The organism is Nocardia aobensis NBRC 100429 (assembly GCF_000308375.1).
GTDB classification, from domain to species: Bacteria; Actinomycetota; Actinomycetes; order Mycobacteriales; family Mycobacteriaceae; genus Nocardia; species Nocardia aobensis.
In genome coordinates this window covers 22,120-36,887 of the sequence record NZ_BAFQ01000053.1, presented here as the reverse complement: position 1 = coordinate 36,887, position 14,768 = coordinate 22,120, and the positions used below count along the sequence as shown (strand labels likewise).

General features: G+C 67.1%; 13 protein-coding genes, 1 tRNA gene and 1 pseudogene. 9 read left to right on the top strand and 6 right to left on the bottom strand.

Going from position 1 to position 14,768, the window contains the following annotated elements; all coding sequences use genetic code 11:
• Positions 1-32 precede the first annotated feature (32 nt).
• Complete coding sequence (locus tag RJ03_RS06855) at positions 33-365, bottom strand: hypothetical protein (RefSeq protein WP_036499097.1); 333 nt, start codon at positions 363-365, stop codon at positions 33-35.
• Positions 366-723: 358 nt separating this feature from the next.
• On the opposite strand from RJ03_RS06855, the gene RJ03_RS06850 reads away from it, so the two are divergent.
• Entirely contained in the window at positions 724-1,266 is a 543-nt protein-coding gene (locus tag RJ03_RS06850) for a DUF4254 domain-containing protein (protein WP_036499094.1), read from the top strand.
• A gap of 144 nt (positions 1,267-1,410) precedes the next feature.
• Here RJ03_RS06850 and RJ03_RS39200 read toward each other — a convergent pair.
• The 3 genes and pseudogenes from RJ03_RS39200 to RJ03_RS06835 all read right to left on the bottom strand — a co-directional run.
• Positions 1,411-1,593, bottom strand: a pseudogene (locus tag RJ03_RS39200) (hypothetical protein); the annotation flags it as partial.
• The gene (locus RJ03_RS06840) at positions 1,594-2,748 is read right to left on the bottom strand and encodes a fatty acid desaturase family protein (protein WP_036499089.1); all 1,155 of its coding nucleotides are present in this window, start codon (positions 2,746-2,748) and stop codon (positions 1,594-1,596) included. It abuts the pseudogene before it with no gap.
• Between the two features lie 32 nt (positions 2,749-2,780).
• The gene (locus RJ03_RS06835) at positions 2,781-3,890 is read right to left on the bottom strand and encodes a ferredoxin reductase (protein ID WP_083870634.1); all 1,110 of its coding nucleotides are present in this window, start codon (positions 3,888-3,890) and stop codon (positions 2,781-2,783) included.
• 170 nt (positions 3,891-4,060) lie between these two features.
• Here RJ03_RS06835 and RJ03_RS06830 point away from each other — a divergent pair, with 170 nt between their 5' ends.
• The 6 genes from RJ03_RS06830 to lysA all read left to right on the top strand — a co-directional run bounded on the left by RJ03_RS06830 (position 4,061) and on the right by lysA (position 10,430).
• Positions 4,061-4,678, top strand: coding sequence for a TetR family transcriptional regulator (locus RJ03_RS06830; protein ID WP_083870643.1), 618 nt, complete (start codon positions 4,061-4,063; stop codon positions 4,676-4,678).
• 199 nt (positions 4,679-4,877) lie between these two features.
• Positions 4,878-5,480, top strand: coding sequence for a PadR family transcriptional regulator (locus RJ03_RS06825; protein WP_036499083.1), 603 nt, complete (start codon positions 4,878-4,880; stop codon positions 5,478-5,480).
• A 4-nt stretch (positions 5,481-5,484) separates the two neighbouring features.
• Positions 5,485-7,536, top strand: coding sequence for an NADPH-dependent 2,4-dienoyl-CoA reductase (locus RJ03_RS06820; RefSeq protein ID WP_036499081.1), 2,052 nt, complete (start codon positions 5,485-5,487; stop codon positions 7,534-7,536).
• Complete coding sequence (locus RJ03_RS34865; protein WP_051024401.1) at positions 7,536-8,138, top strand: VOC family protein; 603 nt, start codon at positions 7,536-7,538, stop codon at positions 8,136-8,138. The genes RJ03_RS06820 and RJ03_RS34865 overlap by 1 nt, the downstream gene beginning before the upstream one ends.
• An 11-nt stretch (positions 8,139-8,149) precedes the next feature.
• Entirely contained in the window at positions 8,150-8,941 is a 792-nt protein-coding gene (cmrA, locus tag RJ03_RS06810) for a mycolate reductase (RefSeq protein WP_036499078.1), read from the top strand.
• A gap of 145 nt (positions 8,942-9,086) precedes the next feature.
• Positions 9,087-10,430 (top strand): diaminopimelate decarboxylase, encoded by a 1,344-nt coding sequence (gene lysA, locus RJ03_RS06805; protein WP_036499075.1) that lies wholly within the window; start codon positions 9,087-9,089, stop codon positions 10,428-10,430.
• 55 nt (positions 10,431-10,485) lie between these two features.
• Here lysA and RJ03_RS06800 read toward each other — a convergent pair whose 3' ends face one another.
• Positions 10,486-12,210 (bottom strand): helicase HerA-like domain-containing protein, encoded by a 1,725-nt coding sequence (locus tag RJ03_RS06800; protein ID WP_036499072.1) that lies wholly within the window; start codon positions 12,208-12,210, stop codon positions 10,486-10,488.
• A gap of 169 nt (positions 12,211-12,379) precedes the next feature.
• Here RJ03_RS06800 and orn point away from each other — a divergent pair, with 169 nt between their 5' ends.
• Entirely contained in the window at positions 12,380-13,018 is a 639-nt protein-coding gene (gene orn, locus RJ03_RS06795; RefSeq protein WP_036499070.1) for an oligoribonuclease, read from the top strand.
• Between the two features lie 54 nt (positions 13,019-13,072).
• Positions 13,073-13,145, top strand: a tRNA-His gene (locus RJ03_RS06790).
• 90 nt (positions 13,146-13,235) lie between these two features.
• Here RJ03_RS06790 and RJ03_RS06785 read toward each other — a convergent pair.
• Positions 13,236-14,690: an alpha/beta fold hydrolase gene (locus RJ03_RS06785; protein ID WP_245552203.1), complete on the bottom strand. Its 1,455-nt coding sequence runs from the start codon at positions 14,688-14,690 to the stop codon at positions 13,236-13,238.
• Positions 14,691-14,768 lie beyond the last annotated feature (78 nt).

The window sequence follows — 14,768 nt, the reverse complement described above, 5'->3', positions numbered from 1 at the left end:
ACGAAAACCTGTGTGCTGCCGATGGGAAAACGTCACTGCCGCTTGTCGTCTGGGCGATTGCTGTCCGCCGAGTACAAGCTGATCTCACCGCCCTCGCCCAGAAATGCGTTGACCAGCATGATCCGCTCGGCCTGCATGGCATCGGCGTCGGGTGCGGCGGTGGTGATCGAAATCTGCGGGATGGCAGCCCAGTTCACGACATAGCGTTCCGGTGGACCGGCCGCGCCGGAGACATGCGCCAGACGAAAAACCGAGACCGTGCGGCGCTCCATCAGATTTCGCACCACCTCGGCGATTCGCTCGGGATCTTCCAGAGCGAACAGAAAGCCGAAGGTCAGCTCCGGCGAAGAGATATAGGCGGGCACAAATCCTCAGGCTAGCCATCCGCAACCGGTCGCGCAGGCGCCGCGCCGCCGATGGTGGATCTTCGCGATCATGTGATCCACGCGTGATGCGTATAACGATTGTCCGGCACCTTGGGTGTTCGGCGCGTCAACCGTTGCATGCCAAGTCGGGACACGCTTTCCTGAATATGTCCCCGCATTCGGACACGTCTATCGCATCGTCGCGGATATCCCGGTTCGTACACCCGTGAGCAGTGCGACCGAACAGCCGGCGTCCGTTTCCGCGGGACTACGCCGGAGCCGAGGGGAGCCCCTCCCCGAAAACCTCCTCGGCCCTGGCGTAACCAGATTCCGACCGCTGAGACGAGGGTGGGAGACGATGGCGAGCGCTTACGCCGGTGACAACGACGCGACCGGCGCACTTCCGTCGGTATCTGCGCTGCTGCGCGCATTCCGGTCCACGACACCACCGCCCGGCGACCACCCGGTGCTCGAGGCGGCCCGGGACCTGGTCCGCTGCCACGAATTGCGCCGGCACGCCTCCCGGGAGGCGCAGGCGCCGAAGGCCTCGACCGCCCGCGTCGCCGGCGCCAGCCGATTGGTCGACCACATCGATCGCGACCGCACCCGGCTGATCGAATGTATCGATGTCTGGGTGGCCGACAACGTCGCGCACCGCGAGGGCGCCTCGCTGCACACCGAGACTCTCGGGGCGGTCATCGACCGGATGGCCGGGAAATGGGTCGCCGCCCATCATGCGCTCGGACTGCCCGCCTCGAACTATCCGGCGGACGAGCTCCCCGCCTCCACCCCGGACGGCGAGACACACCTGCACTGGGTGCGCCTCGCCGAACTGGCCGACGGCTACAAGGACCTGATCACCGATATCGCCGAGCACCGGCGCCGACTGCCGGTGTTCTGATCCCGCTCAGCGTTTCGGATCGACGATTTCCACATCGGCGTCGATGAAGGGCTGGGCCGCATGCACGTTCGGCTCCGGCTCGGGCTCGTCGACCAGCACGTCGGGATGGTCGCGCCCGGTGTTCACGTCGGCCGCCGCCTCCCGATCACGGTGTGCCGCAGCCGCGGCCTCCCGCATCTCGATGGCATCGGTGATCCAGTCACCGATTTCGCGCGTCACTTCCGAGACCGTGCCGGTAATGATCGTTGCGATATTGCCGACGTGTCGTGCCCCGGAGGATGTCAGCTCCTGGATCAGATCCTTGTTGCTCTCGAATTTTCCGATCATCTACCCGCCCACCTCGCTCGGCTCGACCTGCCGCTCTCGCATCACGATAACACCAGGCTGCGAGCCTTTCCCGACGATGGCCGGGGGAAGGGCGAGCTTGCAGATCTTGAGCCAGACCGAGCCGACCTGCTTGCTGAACCGGCCGGTGTTGTAGGGCAGGCCGTACTTCTCGCACAGCGCGCGGACCTCGGGCGCGATCTCCGGATACCGGTTGGCCGGCAGATCCGGGAACAGGTGGTGTTCGATCTGGTGGGACAGGTTGCCCGACAGGATGTGGAACAGTTTGCTGCCGCTGATGTTGGCCGAGCCGAGCATCTGCCGCACGTACCACTCGCCGCGCGTCTCGTTCTCGGTCTCCTCTTCGGTGAACGTCTGTACGCCCGATGGGAAGTGTCCGCAGAAGATGATCGAGTACGCCCAGACGTTGCGCACCAGGTTGGCGGTCACGTTGCCGGCCAGGGTGGAGACGAACAGCGGGCCGCTCAGCAGCGGGAAGACGACGTAATCCTTGAGCACCTGCCGGCCGGCCTTGCGGATCTGCCCCTTGGCCAGGCGCTTGACATCCGCCCACTTCCGCTTGCCCTTGACGATGTTGTCGGCCTCGAGGTCGTGCAGCATCACGCCCCATTCGAACAACAGCATCAGCGCCAGCGCGTACACCGGGTTGCCCAGATAGTACGGATTCCACTGCTGACCCTCGTCGATGCGCAGCACGCCGTAGCCGATGTCGCGGTCACGGCCGTGGATGTTGGTGTAGGTGTGGTGCATGTAGTTGTGCGAATGCTTCCACTGATCGGCCGGGCACACCGTATCCCATTCGAACACACGGGAATTCAGGCCCGGTTCACGCATCCAGTCCCACTGGCCGTGCATGACGTTGTGGCCGATCTCCATATTGTCCAGAATCTTGGACAGGCTCAGCGCCGCCACCCCGGCCAGCCAGAACGGCGGCAGGAAGCCCAGATACATGAGGCCGCGCCCGGCGACCTCGAAACCGCGCTGCGCCTTGATAATCGAATAGATGTATTCGCGATCGCGCTCCCCCAGATCGGCGGTGATGCGGTCGCGCAGTGCGTCCAGCTCCCGGCCGATCTCGGCGACCTGTTCCGGCGACAGGACCAGCGGCCCGTTCTCGGTCTCGGTGAGTATGGTCATAGCTGTTCTCCCCTTTCAGATTTCGGTGCGGCTCAGATTTCGATGTCGACATCGCCGACCGCGGCGCTGACGCACAGCTGGATCGGCTGGTCCGGGTCACTGTCCAGTTCGCCACTGCGCAGGTTGCGGGTGCAGCCGGACCGCTTGACCGCCGTGCAGGAGAAGCAGATGCCCATCCGGCACCCGAACTCCGGCGTCAAACCCGCCGACTCGGCCTGCTCGAGCAGGCTCGCACCGGTGTTCTCCGACTGCGTGCCGCTCACCGAGAAGGTGGTGATGCCCTCGACATCGGCGGTGTCGGCCGGCGCGGCGGTGAGGACGAATTCCTCACTGTGCAGGCGGTCGTCGAGATCCTCGGCCTGGTAGATGCGACGCACGGACTCCATCAGCGGCGGCGGGCCACAGACGTAGGTCTGCGCCGTCGCGAAGAACGGCACGATGCGCGCCAGTTCGTCGTAGTCGAGGAACTTCGCGCCGGGCACGACCGCACAGCTCCACGGCGCGGCGTCCAGCCGCTCCGACCGGGCCAGTTCGGGATAACCCAGCACGACGTCGACGTTGTCGTGGCGCCGGGCGATATCCGCGAGCAGCTCCCGATGCGGCACCTCCTCGGGCGAGCGGGCGTAGTGCAGGAACACCACGTCGCCGCGATACCCCTCGGCTACGAGCGTGGACAGCATCGACAGCACCGGCGTGATACCGCTGCCCCCGCTGATCAGCACCACCTTGTCCGGTCGCTGCTCCGGCAGCCGGAACACCCCGGAGGCGGGCGCGAGGTCCACGACCATCCCCCGCTTCGCGTGCCGGTGCAGATACTGCGACACCAGCCCCTCCGGATGCGCCTTCACGGTCAGGGTGAGGGTGCGGCGCGGTCCGGCCTCGGCATCGATCGGCGAGTAGCAGCGGGTGTGCTTCACTCCGTCGATCAGCACGCCGACCTGCACGAACTGACCGGCCTCGTGCCCGGCCCACTGCCGGGTCGGACGGAGTGTGAGAGTCACCGAACCGGGCACCGACCGATCCACGCCGACGATCTCGGCCCGCATATCGCGCAGCGTCAGTGTCGGTCGCACCAACTCCAGATACCGGTCGAGCGGGTGCGGCGAGGTCAGTGTCTGGACCAGATCGAGCAGTCCCACCATGCGGTTCTCCCCAGCCTTCGTCGTTTGATCGCGTGCACCTTTTTTCGGTGCACATCTGTACACTGAACTAGTGTGCCTGGCGGTACCGCAATAGTTCAACCTGCATCTGGTGTGACCGATGCAACATCTCCCCGAATGGACCAATCGTGAACGGATGTATGCTCAGCGAGATGAGCGAGCAGGCCGAAACCCGAGTCGAGCGCAAGGAGCGCACGCGGCGAGCGCTGCTGGACGGCACGCTGACCCTGGCTGCCGAGCGCGGATTCGCGGCGCTGAGCCTGCGTGAGATCGCCCGCTCGGCCGGGATCGTGCCCACCGCCTTCTATCGCCACTTCGATTCCCTCGACGAATTGGGAACCGCCCTGGTCGACGAGGGAGTGCGACAGTTGCGCCTGGCGTTGCGGCACCTGCGCCGCACGCCGGACGCGCGCCTGGCCGAAACGGTGCGATTCGTCTTCGCCCAGATCGCCGGCCGCGAGGACCTCTACGGCTTCCTGATCCGCGAACGCCACGGCGGCGCACCGGCACTACGCACCGCGATCGCGTCCGAAATGCAATTGATCACAAGGGAATTGGTGGTCGACATGTCGCGAATCCCCGCGCTGGACGCCTGGCCGACCGATGATCTGGAACTGGCCGCCGACCTGATCGTCTCCACCGTCGCCGACCACATCGCCGACTTCGTCGCCGCCCCGCTCCGCGACCGCCCCCTCGTCGTCGACCGCACCGTCGGCCAGGTCCGCATGATCGCCCTCGGCATGGCCGCCTGGAAACCGCACACCGTCTGAACGCCCCTCATACAGAAGGACGCCCCGCGGGCCTCGCGGCCGTGCGAGGCGCCCTTCCCGTATCCGAGATAGTGCAGAGCACCGCGGGTGATGATACAGAAAACGGCACGTGCTCACAGGGTTCTCGCAGTTCCGGCTCCCCTGGCCGGGAATATGCACCACGTTGCATAGTACAGCGGGTATCGGTTAACCTCACCGCATGGCCCTCGAACACGCGCTGCTGGTATCGCTGAGCGAGCGAGCCGGTTCGGGGTACGAACTGGCGCGCCGATTCGACAAATCGATCGGATTCTTCTGGAGCGCAACGCATCAGCAGATCTACCGGGTACTCAAGCGCATGGAGGAACGCGGCTGGGTCACCGGCGAGGCGATCGCCCAGGACGGGCGTCCGGACAAGAAGGTCTACACCGTCAGCGATGCCGGACACGCCGAACTGGCGCGCTGGATCGCGGAGCCGACCGACGATATCGGCCCGCTGCGCAGCGAATTGGGCGTCAAGATCCGCGCCGCCGCACACGGCGATCTGGAAGCGCTGCGCGCCGAGGTCGAACGCCATCGCGACCAGCACGCCCAGCGGCTGGAGTTGTACCGCCTCATCGAGAAGAAGGATTTCCCCGCCCCGGACCGGCTCACCGGCACCGCTCTCTACCAGTATCTGGTGCTGCGGGGCGGGATCCGGGTCGAGGTCGGCTTCGTCGAATGGTGCGACGAGGTGCTGGCCGGGCTGCGGGGTGTGCTGCGTTCGTCGTCACCCGATCCGGAAGCCTCAGCCCCGCAACCGGATTCCGTTTCCGAAAGGTGATCCCATGACCGCGAATTCCGATTCGCCGCATTCGTACCCCCGCCTGTTCGAGCCGCTCGATCTGGGCCACACCACGCTGCGCAACCGCGTGGTCATGGGTTCGATGCACACCGGGCTGGAAGATCGCGCCTGGGATACCAACCGTCTCGCCGCCTATTTCGCCGAGCGCGCCCGCGGCGGCGTCGGCCTGATCATCACCGGCGGCTACGCACCCAACCGCGAGGGCTGGCTGCTGCCGCTGGGCGCCAAACTCACCAACAAGACCGAGGCCTACCGCCACCGCGCGATCACGAGGGCGGTACACGCCGAGGGCGGCAGGATCGCCCTGCAGATTCTGCACGCCGGGCGCTATGCCTATGTGCCGTTCAGTGTTTCGGCCTCCTCGATCAAGGCGCCGATCAACCCGTTCCGCCCCCGCAAACTCTCCGGCAAGGGAGTCGAGCGCACCATCGAGGACTACGTGCGCTGTGCGCGGCTGGCGAAGTTCGCCGGATACGACGGTGTCGAGATCATGGGCGGCGAGGGCTATCTGATCAACCAGTTCCTCGCGCCGCGCACCAACAAGCGCACCGATCGCTGGGGCGGGTCGGCGGAGAATCGGCGGCGTTTCCCGCTGGAGATCGTGCGCCGGATCCGGGCCGCGGTCGGCACGGACTTCGTCATCGTCTTCCGGCTGTCGATGGCCGAATTCGTCGAGCACGGTCAGACCGAGCCCGAAATCCTCGCCCTGGCAACCGAATTGGAAGCCGCGGGCGTCAGCATCATCAACACAGACATCGGCTGGCACGAGGCCCGGGTGCCGACGATCGTCACCTCGGTGCCGCGCGCCGCCTTCGTCGAGTTCACCGCGAAAATCACCGCGCGCGTGAACATTCCGGTCTGCGCCTCGAACCGGATCAACATGCCCGAGACCGCCGAGGAGATCCTCACCCGGGGCGACGCCGATCTGGTGTCGCTGGCCCGGCCGCTGCTGGCCGACCCGGAGTGGGCCGCCAAGGCGCAGGCCGCCCGCGACGACGAGATCAACACCTGCATCGCCTGCAACCAGGCCTGCCTGGACCACGCCTTCGTTCACAAAACCGTGTCCTGCCTGCTGAATCCGCGGGCCGGCCACGAAACCGAACTGCGGCTGCTGCCCACCCGCCGGATGCAGCGCATCGCGGTCGTGGGCGCGGGACCGGCGGGCCTGTCGGCGGCGGTGAACCTGGCCGAGCGCGGCCACAAGGTGGATCTGTTCGAGGCCGACGACAAGATCGGCGGCCAGTTCGATATCGCGCGGCGGATTCCGGGCAAGGAAGAATTCAACGAGACGATCCGGTATTTCACCCGCAAACTGGAACTCGCCGGGGTGCGAGTATTCCTGAACCGCCGGGTGAGCGCCGGCGAACTGATCGAAGGCCGCTACGACCACGTGGTGGTCGCCACCGGCGTGCGCCCGCGTATTCCGAACATTCCGGGTATCGATCATCCGAAGGTGCTCACCTACGCCGAACTGGTGCGCGAGGAGAAGCCGGTGGGCAAGAAGGTCGCGGTGATCGGCGCGGGCGGAATCGGTTACGACGTCAGCGAATTCCTCACCGTCGAAGGACATCCGGCGCTGAAGCTCGACGAGTGGAAGCAGGAGTGGGGCGTCACCGCCGACGATCCGGAGGCGCCGGGCCAGCTGACCGCCGCGCGTCCCTCGCCCGCTCCCCGCGATGTCGTCCTGCTGCAACGGAAGTCGACGCCGTTCGGCAAGAGCCTGGGTAAGACCACCGGCTGGGTGCATCGCGCGGCGGTCAAGGCGAAGGGGGTGGAGCAGATCGGCGGCGTCAACTACGAACGGATCGACGATCGCGGACTGCACATCAGCTTCGGCGACAAGCGCGACCGGCCCACCGTCATCGACTGCGACACCGTGATCCTGTGTGCCGGACAGGAATCGGTGCGCGATCTGGTCGAGCCGCTCCAGCAGGCGGGGGTGCGCATCCATCTGATCGGCGGCGCCGACGTGGCCGCCGAACTCGATGCCAAGCGTGCCATCGATCAGGGCACCCGGCTGGCGGCGGCGCTGTAATGGCGATCCTCACCCGGCTCGGGCTGCCGGGCGACGAAAAGGCCTGGGCCGCATTGGGTTTCGCGGTCACGGACGCGATGACGCGAATCGGGCGGATCTCCTGCACGCTCGGAGTCGGCACCGGGTGGGGTTTCGAGGGCATCGAGGCCGACGCGGCGACACTGGGTGTGCCGGAACTGCTGCACGACGTGGAGGCCGAGTCGGCCCATCCCAACGGGGTGACGTTCGTCGATCACGTCGTCTATTGGGTGCCGGATCTCGACGATTCCGTCGCCGCACTGAACGCCGTACTGGGAATCGGCCCGCGACGGCGCTTCCACCCACGCGGCCCGGAAGGCCCGGAAATGGCCTTCTACCGGGTCGGCGAGGCGTTCCTGGAGGTCGTTTCCGCCCCCACGAAGCGGCCCGCGCTGGTCGGTGTCGCCTTCGGCACTCCGGATCTGGATGCCACGGTGGCCGCGGTCCGTGCGGCCGGTGGCCCGGTCGGGGATCCGAAGCCGGCGGTGCAGGGCGGACGAATCGCCGGCGTGTGGCACGGGCATATCGACTGGGGTGTCGCCTTCCTCGAGCCCAAGCCCCGCGGTGAGGCGAAGTCCGGCTAGGCTCGGCGACCGTGAGCTTGCCTGCACCCACCGCCGACAACCGTGCCGTCGTCACCGGAGCATCCTCCGGAATCGGAACCGCTCTGGCCGAGGAGCTCGCCAGACGCGGCTATTCGGTCATCCTGGTCGCCCGGCGCGGCGATCTGCTCGCCGAGCTGGCGCAACGGCTGACCGACAGCTACGGGGTGACCGCCGAGGTTCGCGCGGTGGACCTGTCCGATCGCGAACAGCGCGCGCCGCTGGTGGCCGAATTGGCCGGTCGTGAGATCGCCATCCTGTGCAACAACGCCGGTGTCGCCACCTTCGGCGCCGTCGCCGACCTGGACGCCGACGTCGAACGTTCGGTGATGGAACTGAACGCGGTCGCGGTCCACGATCTGACCCTGGCGGTGCTGCCCGGCATGCTCGCCCGCGGCGGCGGCATCCTGATCACCGGTTCGGCGGCCGGGAACATGGCCATCCCCAACAACGCCACCTATGCCGCGACGAAGGCCTTCACCAACACCTTCTCCGAATCGCTGCGCGGCGAACTGACCGGCAGCGGCGTGCACGTCACACTGCTGGCGCCGGGCCCGGTACGCACCGACAACCCCGATCAGGACGAGGTCGGCAGCAAGATTCCGGATTTCATCTGGGTGTCGGCCGCCTACACCGCGAAAATCTCCATCGACGCCTTGGCGCGTAACAAGATGCGCGTCGTTCCCGGCCTGATCAGCAAGGGTATGAGCGTCGCCGGCCAGTACGCGCCGCGGGCGCTCACCGCGCCGATCGTCGGCTCGTTCTACAAGAAGCTGGCGGGCTGATCAGCAGGGTGTCAGGGCGGCGTCAAGATCGCGGCGCCGCTGGTCAAGACGGCGTATCGAGACGGTTCCGGCGCCTGTCACCGGCGTAGTCCTGAAGGTGACCCCCGCAGTCGAGGAGAAAGCGGGGCACCACAGGAGACGCGCCGTGACGTTGCTCGAGATCTTCCCGTCCCTCCGTTCGGGGATGGCGTCCCCGCGACTGGACACCACCGTGTGGCCGTGCCGGACGCACTATGACGAACTGGGCCGCATCACCGTCGACGGGGTCGCCCTCGACGATGTCGCCGATCGCTACGGCACACCGACCTATGTGATCGGTGAGACCGAGATCCACACCCGCTGCCGGTCGTACCGCGCACACTTCCCGGATGCCGAAATCGTCTACGCCGCAAAGGCTCTGCTGACCCGCACGATCGCCGGGCTGGTCGCCGACGAGGGCCTCGGCATCGACGTGTGCTCGGCCGGCGAACTGGCGATCGCCCTGTCGGCCGGGGTGGATCCGCGGCGAATCATCCTGCACGGCAGTGGGAAACCTTTCGCTGAATTGGAATACGCGGTCGGCGCCGGTGTGGGGCGGATCGTGATCGACTCGCTCACCGAGGTGAGTCTGCTGGGCACGGTCGTCACACGGCCGCAGCAAGTACTGCTCCGCCTCACCCCCGATATCGACGTGCACGGCCATCCCGCCGTGCGCACGGGGGTCAGCGATCAGAAATTCGGCTTCGCCCTGCACGACGAGACCACCGAGGAGGCGATCCGGACGATCATCGACCATCCCCTGCTGGATCTGCGCGGCTTCCACTGCCACCTCGGCTCACAGATCCACGACCCCGACCATTACGGGGAAGCCGTGCGGCGGCTCGTCGCGCGAATGGCCGAGGTCCGGCACGATTACGGCGTGTTGCTGACCCAGCTCGATCTGGGCGGCGGCCATGCGGTGGCCTACCGCGCCGGCGACGCGGAACTGAATCTGTCCGAACTGGCCGACATCATCGACGACGCCCTGGACGCGGCGTGCGCGCGAAATCGCTTCCCCCGTCCGGTGATCGCGATGGAACCGGGTCGCGGCATCGTCGCCCGCGCCGGCGTGACGATCTATCGGGTGACGGCGATCAAGCACGTTCCGGGCGGCCGGACGTTCGTGATCGTGGACGGCGGAATGAACGACAATCCGCGGGTCGCGCTCTACGGGGCTCGCTACGACGCGGTGGTGGCGGGCCGGCACCCCACCGGGCCGACCGTCACCGCCACCGTGGCCGGACGCTACTGCGAGGCCGGTGACATCGTCGCCACCGATATCCGCTTACCCGCCGATCTGCGTGTCGGTGAGCTGCTGGCCGTGCCGTGCACCGGCGCCTACCACCACAGCCTGGCCTCGGCCTACAACGGTGTGGGGCGCCCGCCGATCGTCGCGGTCCGTGACGGCCGGATGCGGGAGCTGGTGCGACGCGAGACCGCGGAGGATCTGCTGCTCCGCGATCGGGGCTGAGCGGCAACGAGTCTCGGCGCGGAGTGGTGGAGTACCGTCCGACGTCCGGGGCTGCTCAGCGTTTGCGGGTACCGAAGAGGCTGCGGCTGATCTCGCGACCCGCGGCCGAGGCCGCAGAACGCAGGAAACTCTTCACCGCCGGATTGCTCATGATCCGTTCCGCCGCCGAGATGTCCGGCTCCGGCGCCCGCCCGCCGGAGCCCTGCGGCACCGAATGCGGTTCCGGTTCGGCCGCAACGACTTTCGCGGTCAGCATCTCGTAGGCGGATTCCCGGTCGACGGTGCGGCCGTACTTCTCGAACAGCGGGCTCGACTGGGCGCGCGAGCGGATGCCGTCGTCGCCGATGGTGTTCATCAGCGACCGCGGCGGCCGCAACCGGGTCCACGCCACCGGCGTCGGCGCACCCTGTTCGGACAGCACCGTGACGATCGCCTCACCGATACCCAATGCGGTGAGGGCGTTTTCGAGATCATAGGCGGCCGTCTTCGGATAGGTGCGCACCGTTTTCGACAGCGCCTTCTGATCGTCCGGGGTGAACGCGCGCAGTGCGTGCTGGATCCGCGCACCCAATTGCGACAGCACCGCATTGGGCACGTCGGTGGGCAATTGCGTGCAGAAGAACACGCCGACGCCCTTGGAGCGGATCAGTTTCACCGTCTGCTCGACCTGCTCCAGGAACGCCTTGGACGCGTCGGCGAACAGCAGATGCGCCTCGTCGAAGATGAACACCAGCTTGGGTTTGTCGACATCGCCTACTTCGGGCAGGGTCTGGAACAGGTCGGCCAGCACCCACATGAGGAAGGTGGAGAACAGCACCGGCCGCGCCGCCTGCGATCCGAGTTCGAACAGCGTGATCACGCCCTGCCCGCCCGCGGTCCGCAGCAGATCGGCGGGGTCGAGTTCCGGCTCACCGAAGAAGGTGTCGCCGCCGTCGGCCTCCAGATTGACCAGGGCACGCAGGATCACCCCGGCCGTCGCGGCCGACACCCCGCCGATCCCCTTCAGATCCTCCTTCCCCTCCGGACTGGTCAGGTGCTGGATCACCGAGCGCAGATCCTTCAGATCCAGCAGTGCCAGCCCGCGTGTGTCGGCCCAGTGGAAGATCAGCCCGAGGGTGGATTCCTGAGTGTCGTTGAGCCCCAGCACTTTAGCGAGCAGAACCGGACCGAACGAGGTGATGGTCGCGCGAATCGGCACGCCGATTCCCTCGGTGCCGAGAGAGACGAATTCGGTCGGGAATCCGTGCGGCGCCCAGTCGGCGTCACCGGTCTGCGCGGCCCGGGCGGCGAGCTTGTCGTTCGATTCGCCCTGCTGCGCCAGCCCCGACAGATCGCCCTTCACATCGGCGAGCACCACCGGGACGCCGGCCGCGGACAACTGTTCGGCGATGCCCTGCAAAGTCTTGGTCTTACCGGTTCCGGTGGCGCCGGCGACCAGACCGTGGCGGTTCAGCGTCCGCATCGGAATCCGTACCCGTGCGGCCGGATCGATCTCCCCGCCGACGACGACCGCGCCCAGCTCCAGCGCCGCCCCCTCGAAGGCATAACCCGCCGCGATCTGTTGTGCGACCGAATTCGTCTCGTCGGCAACCGGTTTCGCGTCGGCAGTCGCTGCTGCCGGATCGGAATCAGCCGGTTTCGCATCGGTGGCCGGTTCGGCGGCCGCTTCGGCCTCGGCCGCCTCCGCCGCGGCCGCCGCCTCCGCCGCGACCCGGGCCGCTTCCTCGGCCGCCTTACGCGCGGCCGCCGCCTTCGCCGCCTTGTCCTCGGAACTGGTCATCGCCGATCCTCCGTCGCCCTGCCCACCGCTGCCGGCACCACTGGAATCACGCATACACCTGGGCAAACTGTAGCGGGAGATTTGCCGGAATGCGGCCGCAACGGGCCGGGCGGCGCGCATCCGGTGCGGTCGGTCCGATTCGCACCGTCCGCGCACTAAGGTTGCCGGGGTGTCCGACAAACTGATGGTGTGGATGGATTGCGAGATGACCGGCCTGCGCCTGGACAGCGACAAGCTGATCGAGGTGGCCGCGCTCGTAACCGATAGCGATCTCAATATCCTCGGCGACGGCGTCGATATCGTCATCCACGCCGACGACGACGCGTTGGCGGCGATGCCGCCGGTGGTACAGGAAATGCACGCCAAATCCGGGCTCACCGAGGAGGTGCGCCGCTCCACGGTCACCATGGAGCAGGCGCAGCAGCAGGTTCTCGACTACGTGCGCGAGTGGGTTCCCACCCCCGGCACCGTGCCGCTCGCCGGCAATTCCATCGCTACCGACCGCGGCTTCATCGCCCGCGACATGCCCGAACTCGACGCCCACCTGCACTACCGGATGATCGATGTGAGCTCGATCAAAGAACTGTGCCGGCGCTGGTATCCGCGCATCTACTTCGGCCAGCCGGAGAAGGGCCTGGCCCACCGCGCCCTCGCCGATATCGAGGAATCCATCCGCGAGCTCCGGTACTACCGGCGGACCGCGTTCGTTGCCGCCCCCGGGCCCTCGACCGCGGAGATCGCGGAGATCGCCGCGCAGGTCAGCGCCGGTTCCACCGGCACCCAGCCACCCGCCACACCCGCCGATTAGGTTTCCCGGCGGTCTTCGCGCTACCATCTACCGCGCCGGTTGTTACCGGCAATGGTGACCGTAGTTCAGTTGGTAGAGCACCAGGTTGTGATCCTGGCTGTCGCGGGTTCGAGTCCCGTCGGTCACCCTGCAAGGGGCAGGTCCGGAAGAGATTCCGGACCTGCCCCTTCGTCATGGATCCGAGTCTTCGACCTTCCGCCCGGCCCGATCGGACGACTCATTCGATGAGTGTGGTGGGTTGGCACATGCGGTCGTAGGCCGGGAAGTCCCCGTCCCGGAAGTAGTCGTTGGTCGTGTCGAGGATGCAGGTGCTCAGGCCGGGACGCAGCACCATGTGGATCCTGGTGTCGGCCAAGGTGATCAAACGAGACCCCGACATCTGTCGGTGCAGTGCCACAGAATGCGCATGAGGCGTGCGGTTGTCGCCGGTGGCGGACAGGATCAGCGCGGGCACCGCATTGTCGACCACGGTGGGCTGTTCCACCGGCGGCGGCCAGAACGCACAGGGCTGGACGTTGTCGGCCAATGCGGCGAAGATCGGCTGACTCGGGCGGGCCGCCTGGATCGCATTCCAATACCAGGCGGGATCGGCGGGCATCGGCGCGTCCGCACACCAGATCTGCACCATGACCGAGTCTTCGTCGTGCTCGTAGTACTCGATCTGCTGGTGCAGCTGCGGGGGCACCTCGGGTGCGCGTCCCTCCGCCGCGTCGGCGACCGCCCGCACCGATGCCGCCAGGGCATCGTTCAAGCGCGCGTCCCGCAACATCGTCCACAGCAGATTCGGCAGCACATGATCGTCGAAGCCGAAGCCCTCGACCACGATCGGCGACAGTGATGCCCGGTCGATCAGGGCCTCGACTCTCCGGCGCACCTCGGGCGCGGAGTCGCCGAGGTGATACTGCCGATCCCGCACCGCCACCCAGGCGGCCCAGTCGTCGAAGGCCGCTTCCACGGCCGGCCCCCAGTCCTGTTGCAACCCGAGCCAATAGCGCTGCGGATCGATGGCACTGTCGAGCACCATGCGATCGGAGCGGCCGGGGAACAACTGCGAGTAGACCGCGCCCAGATACGTCCCGTAGGACACGCCGTAATAGCTGATGCGGTCCTCACCCAGTGCCGCACGGATCACGTCCATATCGCGGGCGGTGTTGCGCGTGCTGAGCTGCCGCATCCAGTTCCGATCACCTCCCACCAGGCAGTCGGCGGCCAGCCGCGCCTGCAGGGCCGTTTCGGTGACGAATCCGGGTAGCCCGACACCTGCCGAGCGGATCGGGGTCGCGACCGGCCATCCGCAGCGCTGGTGCCGCCCGGAGCGGGCGACGCCACGCGGGTCGAATCCGATCAGGTCATAGCGGCTCAGCACATCCGGTTCGAGCACATCACCGACGAGGTCGAACGCATCGAGCCCCGGCGTACCCGGCCCGCCCGAGTTGGTCAGCAGCACACCGCGACGATGTGCTGTGTCGCTCGCCGCAATCCGCGAGACCGCGATGGGAATGCTCGGCCCTTCTGGGTCGGCGTAGTCGAGGGGCACCTCGACATCCGTGCAGACCGCGCCCTCCGCCACCAGGGCCGCATCCTCGCACGGACGCCAGTCGAGATGTTGGCGCAGGAAGCGCGCCGGCGGATCCGCCGGTCCAGCGACCGCGATACCGGAAGCAGAGGCCATTGTCACCGCGAGAACGGCAACGATAACCGACACGACGGACGTCACCGCGTACCGATCTCCCACACCCATGAGGACCTG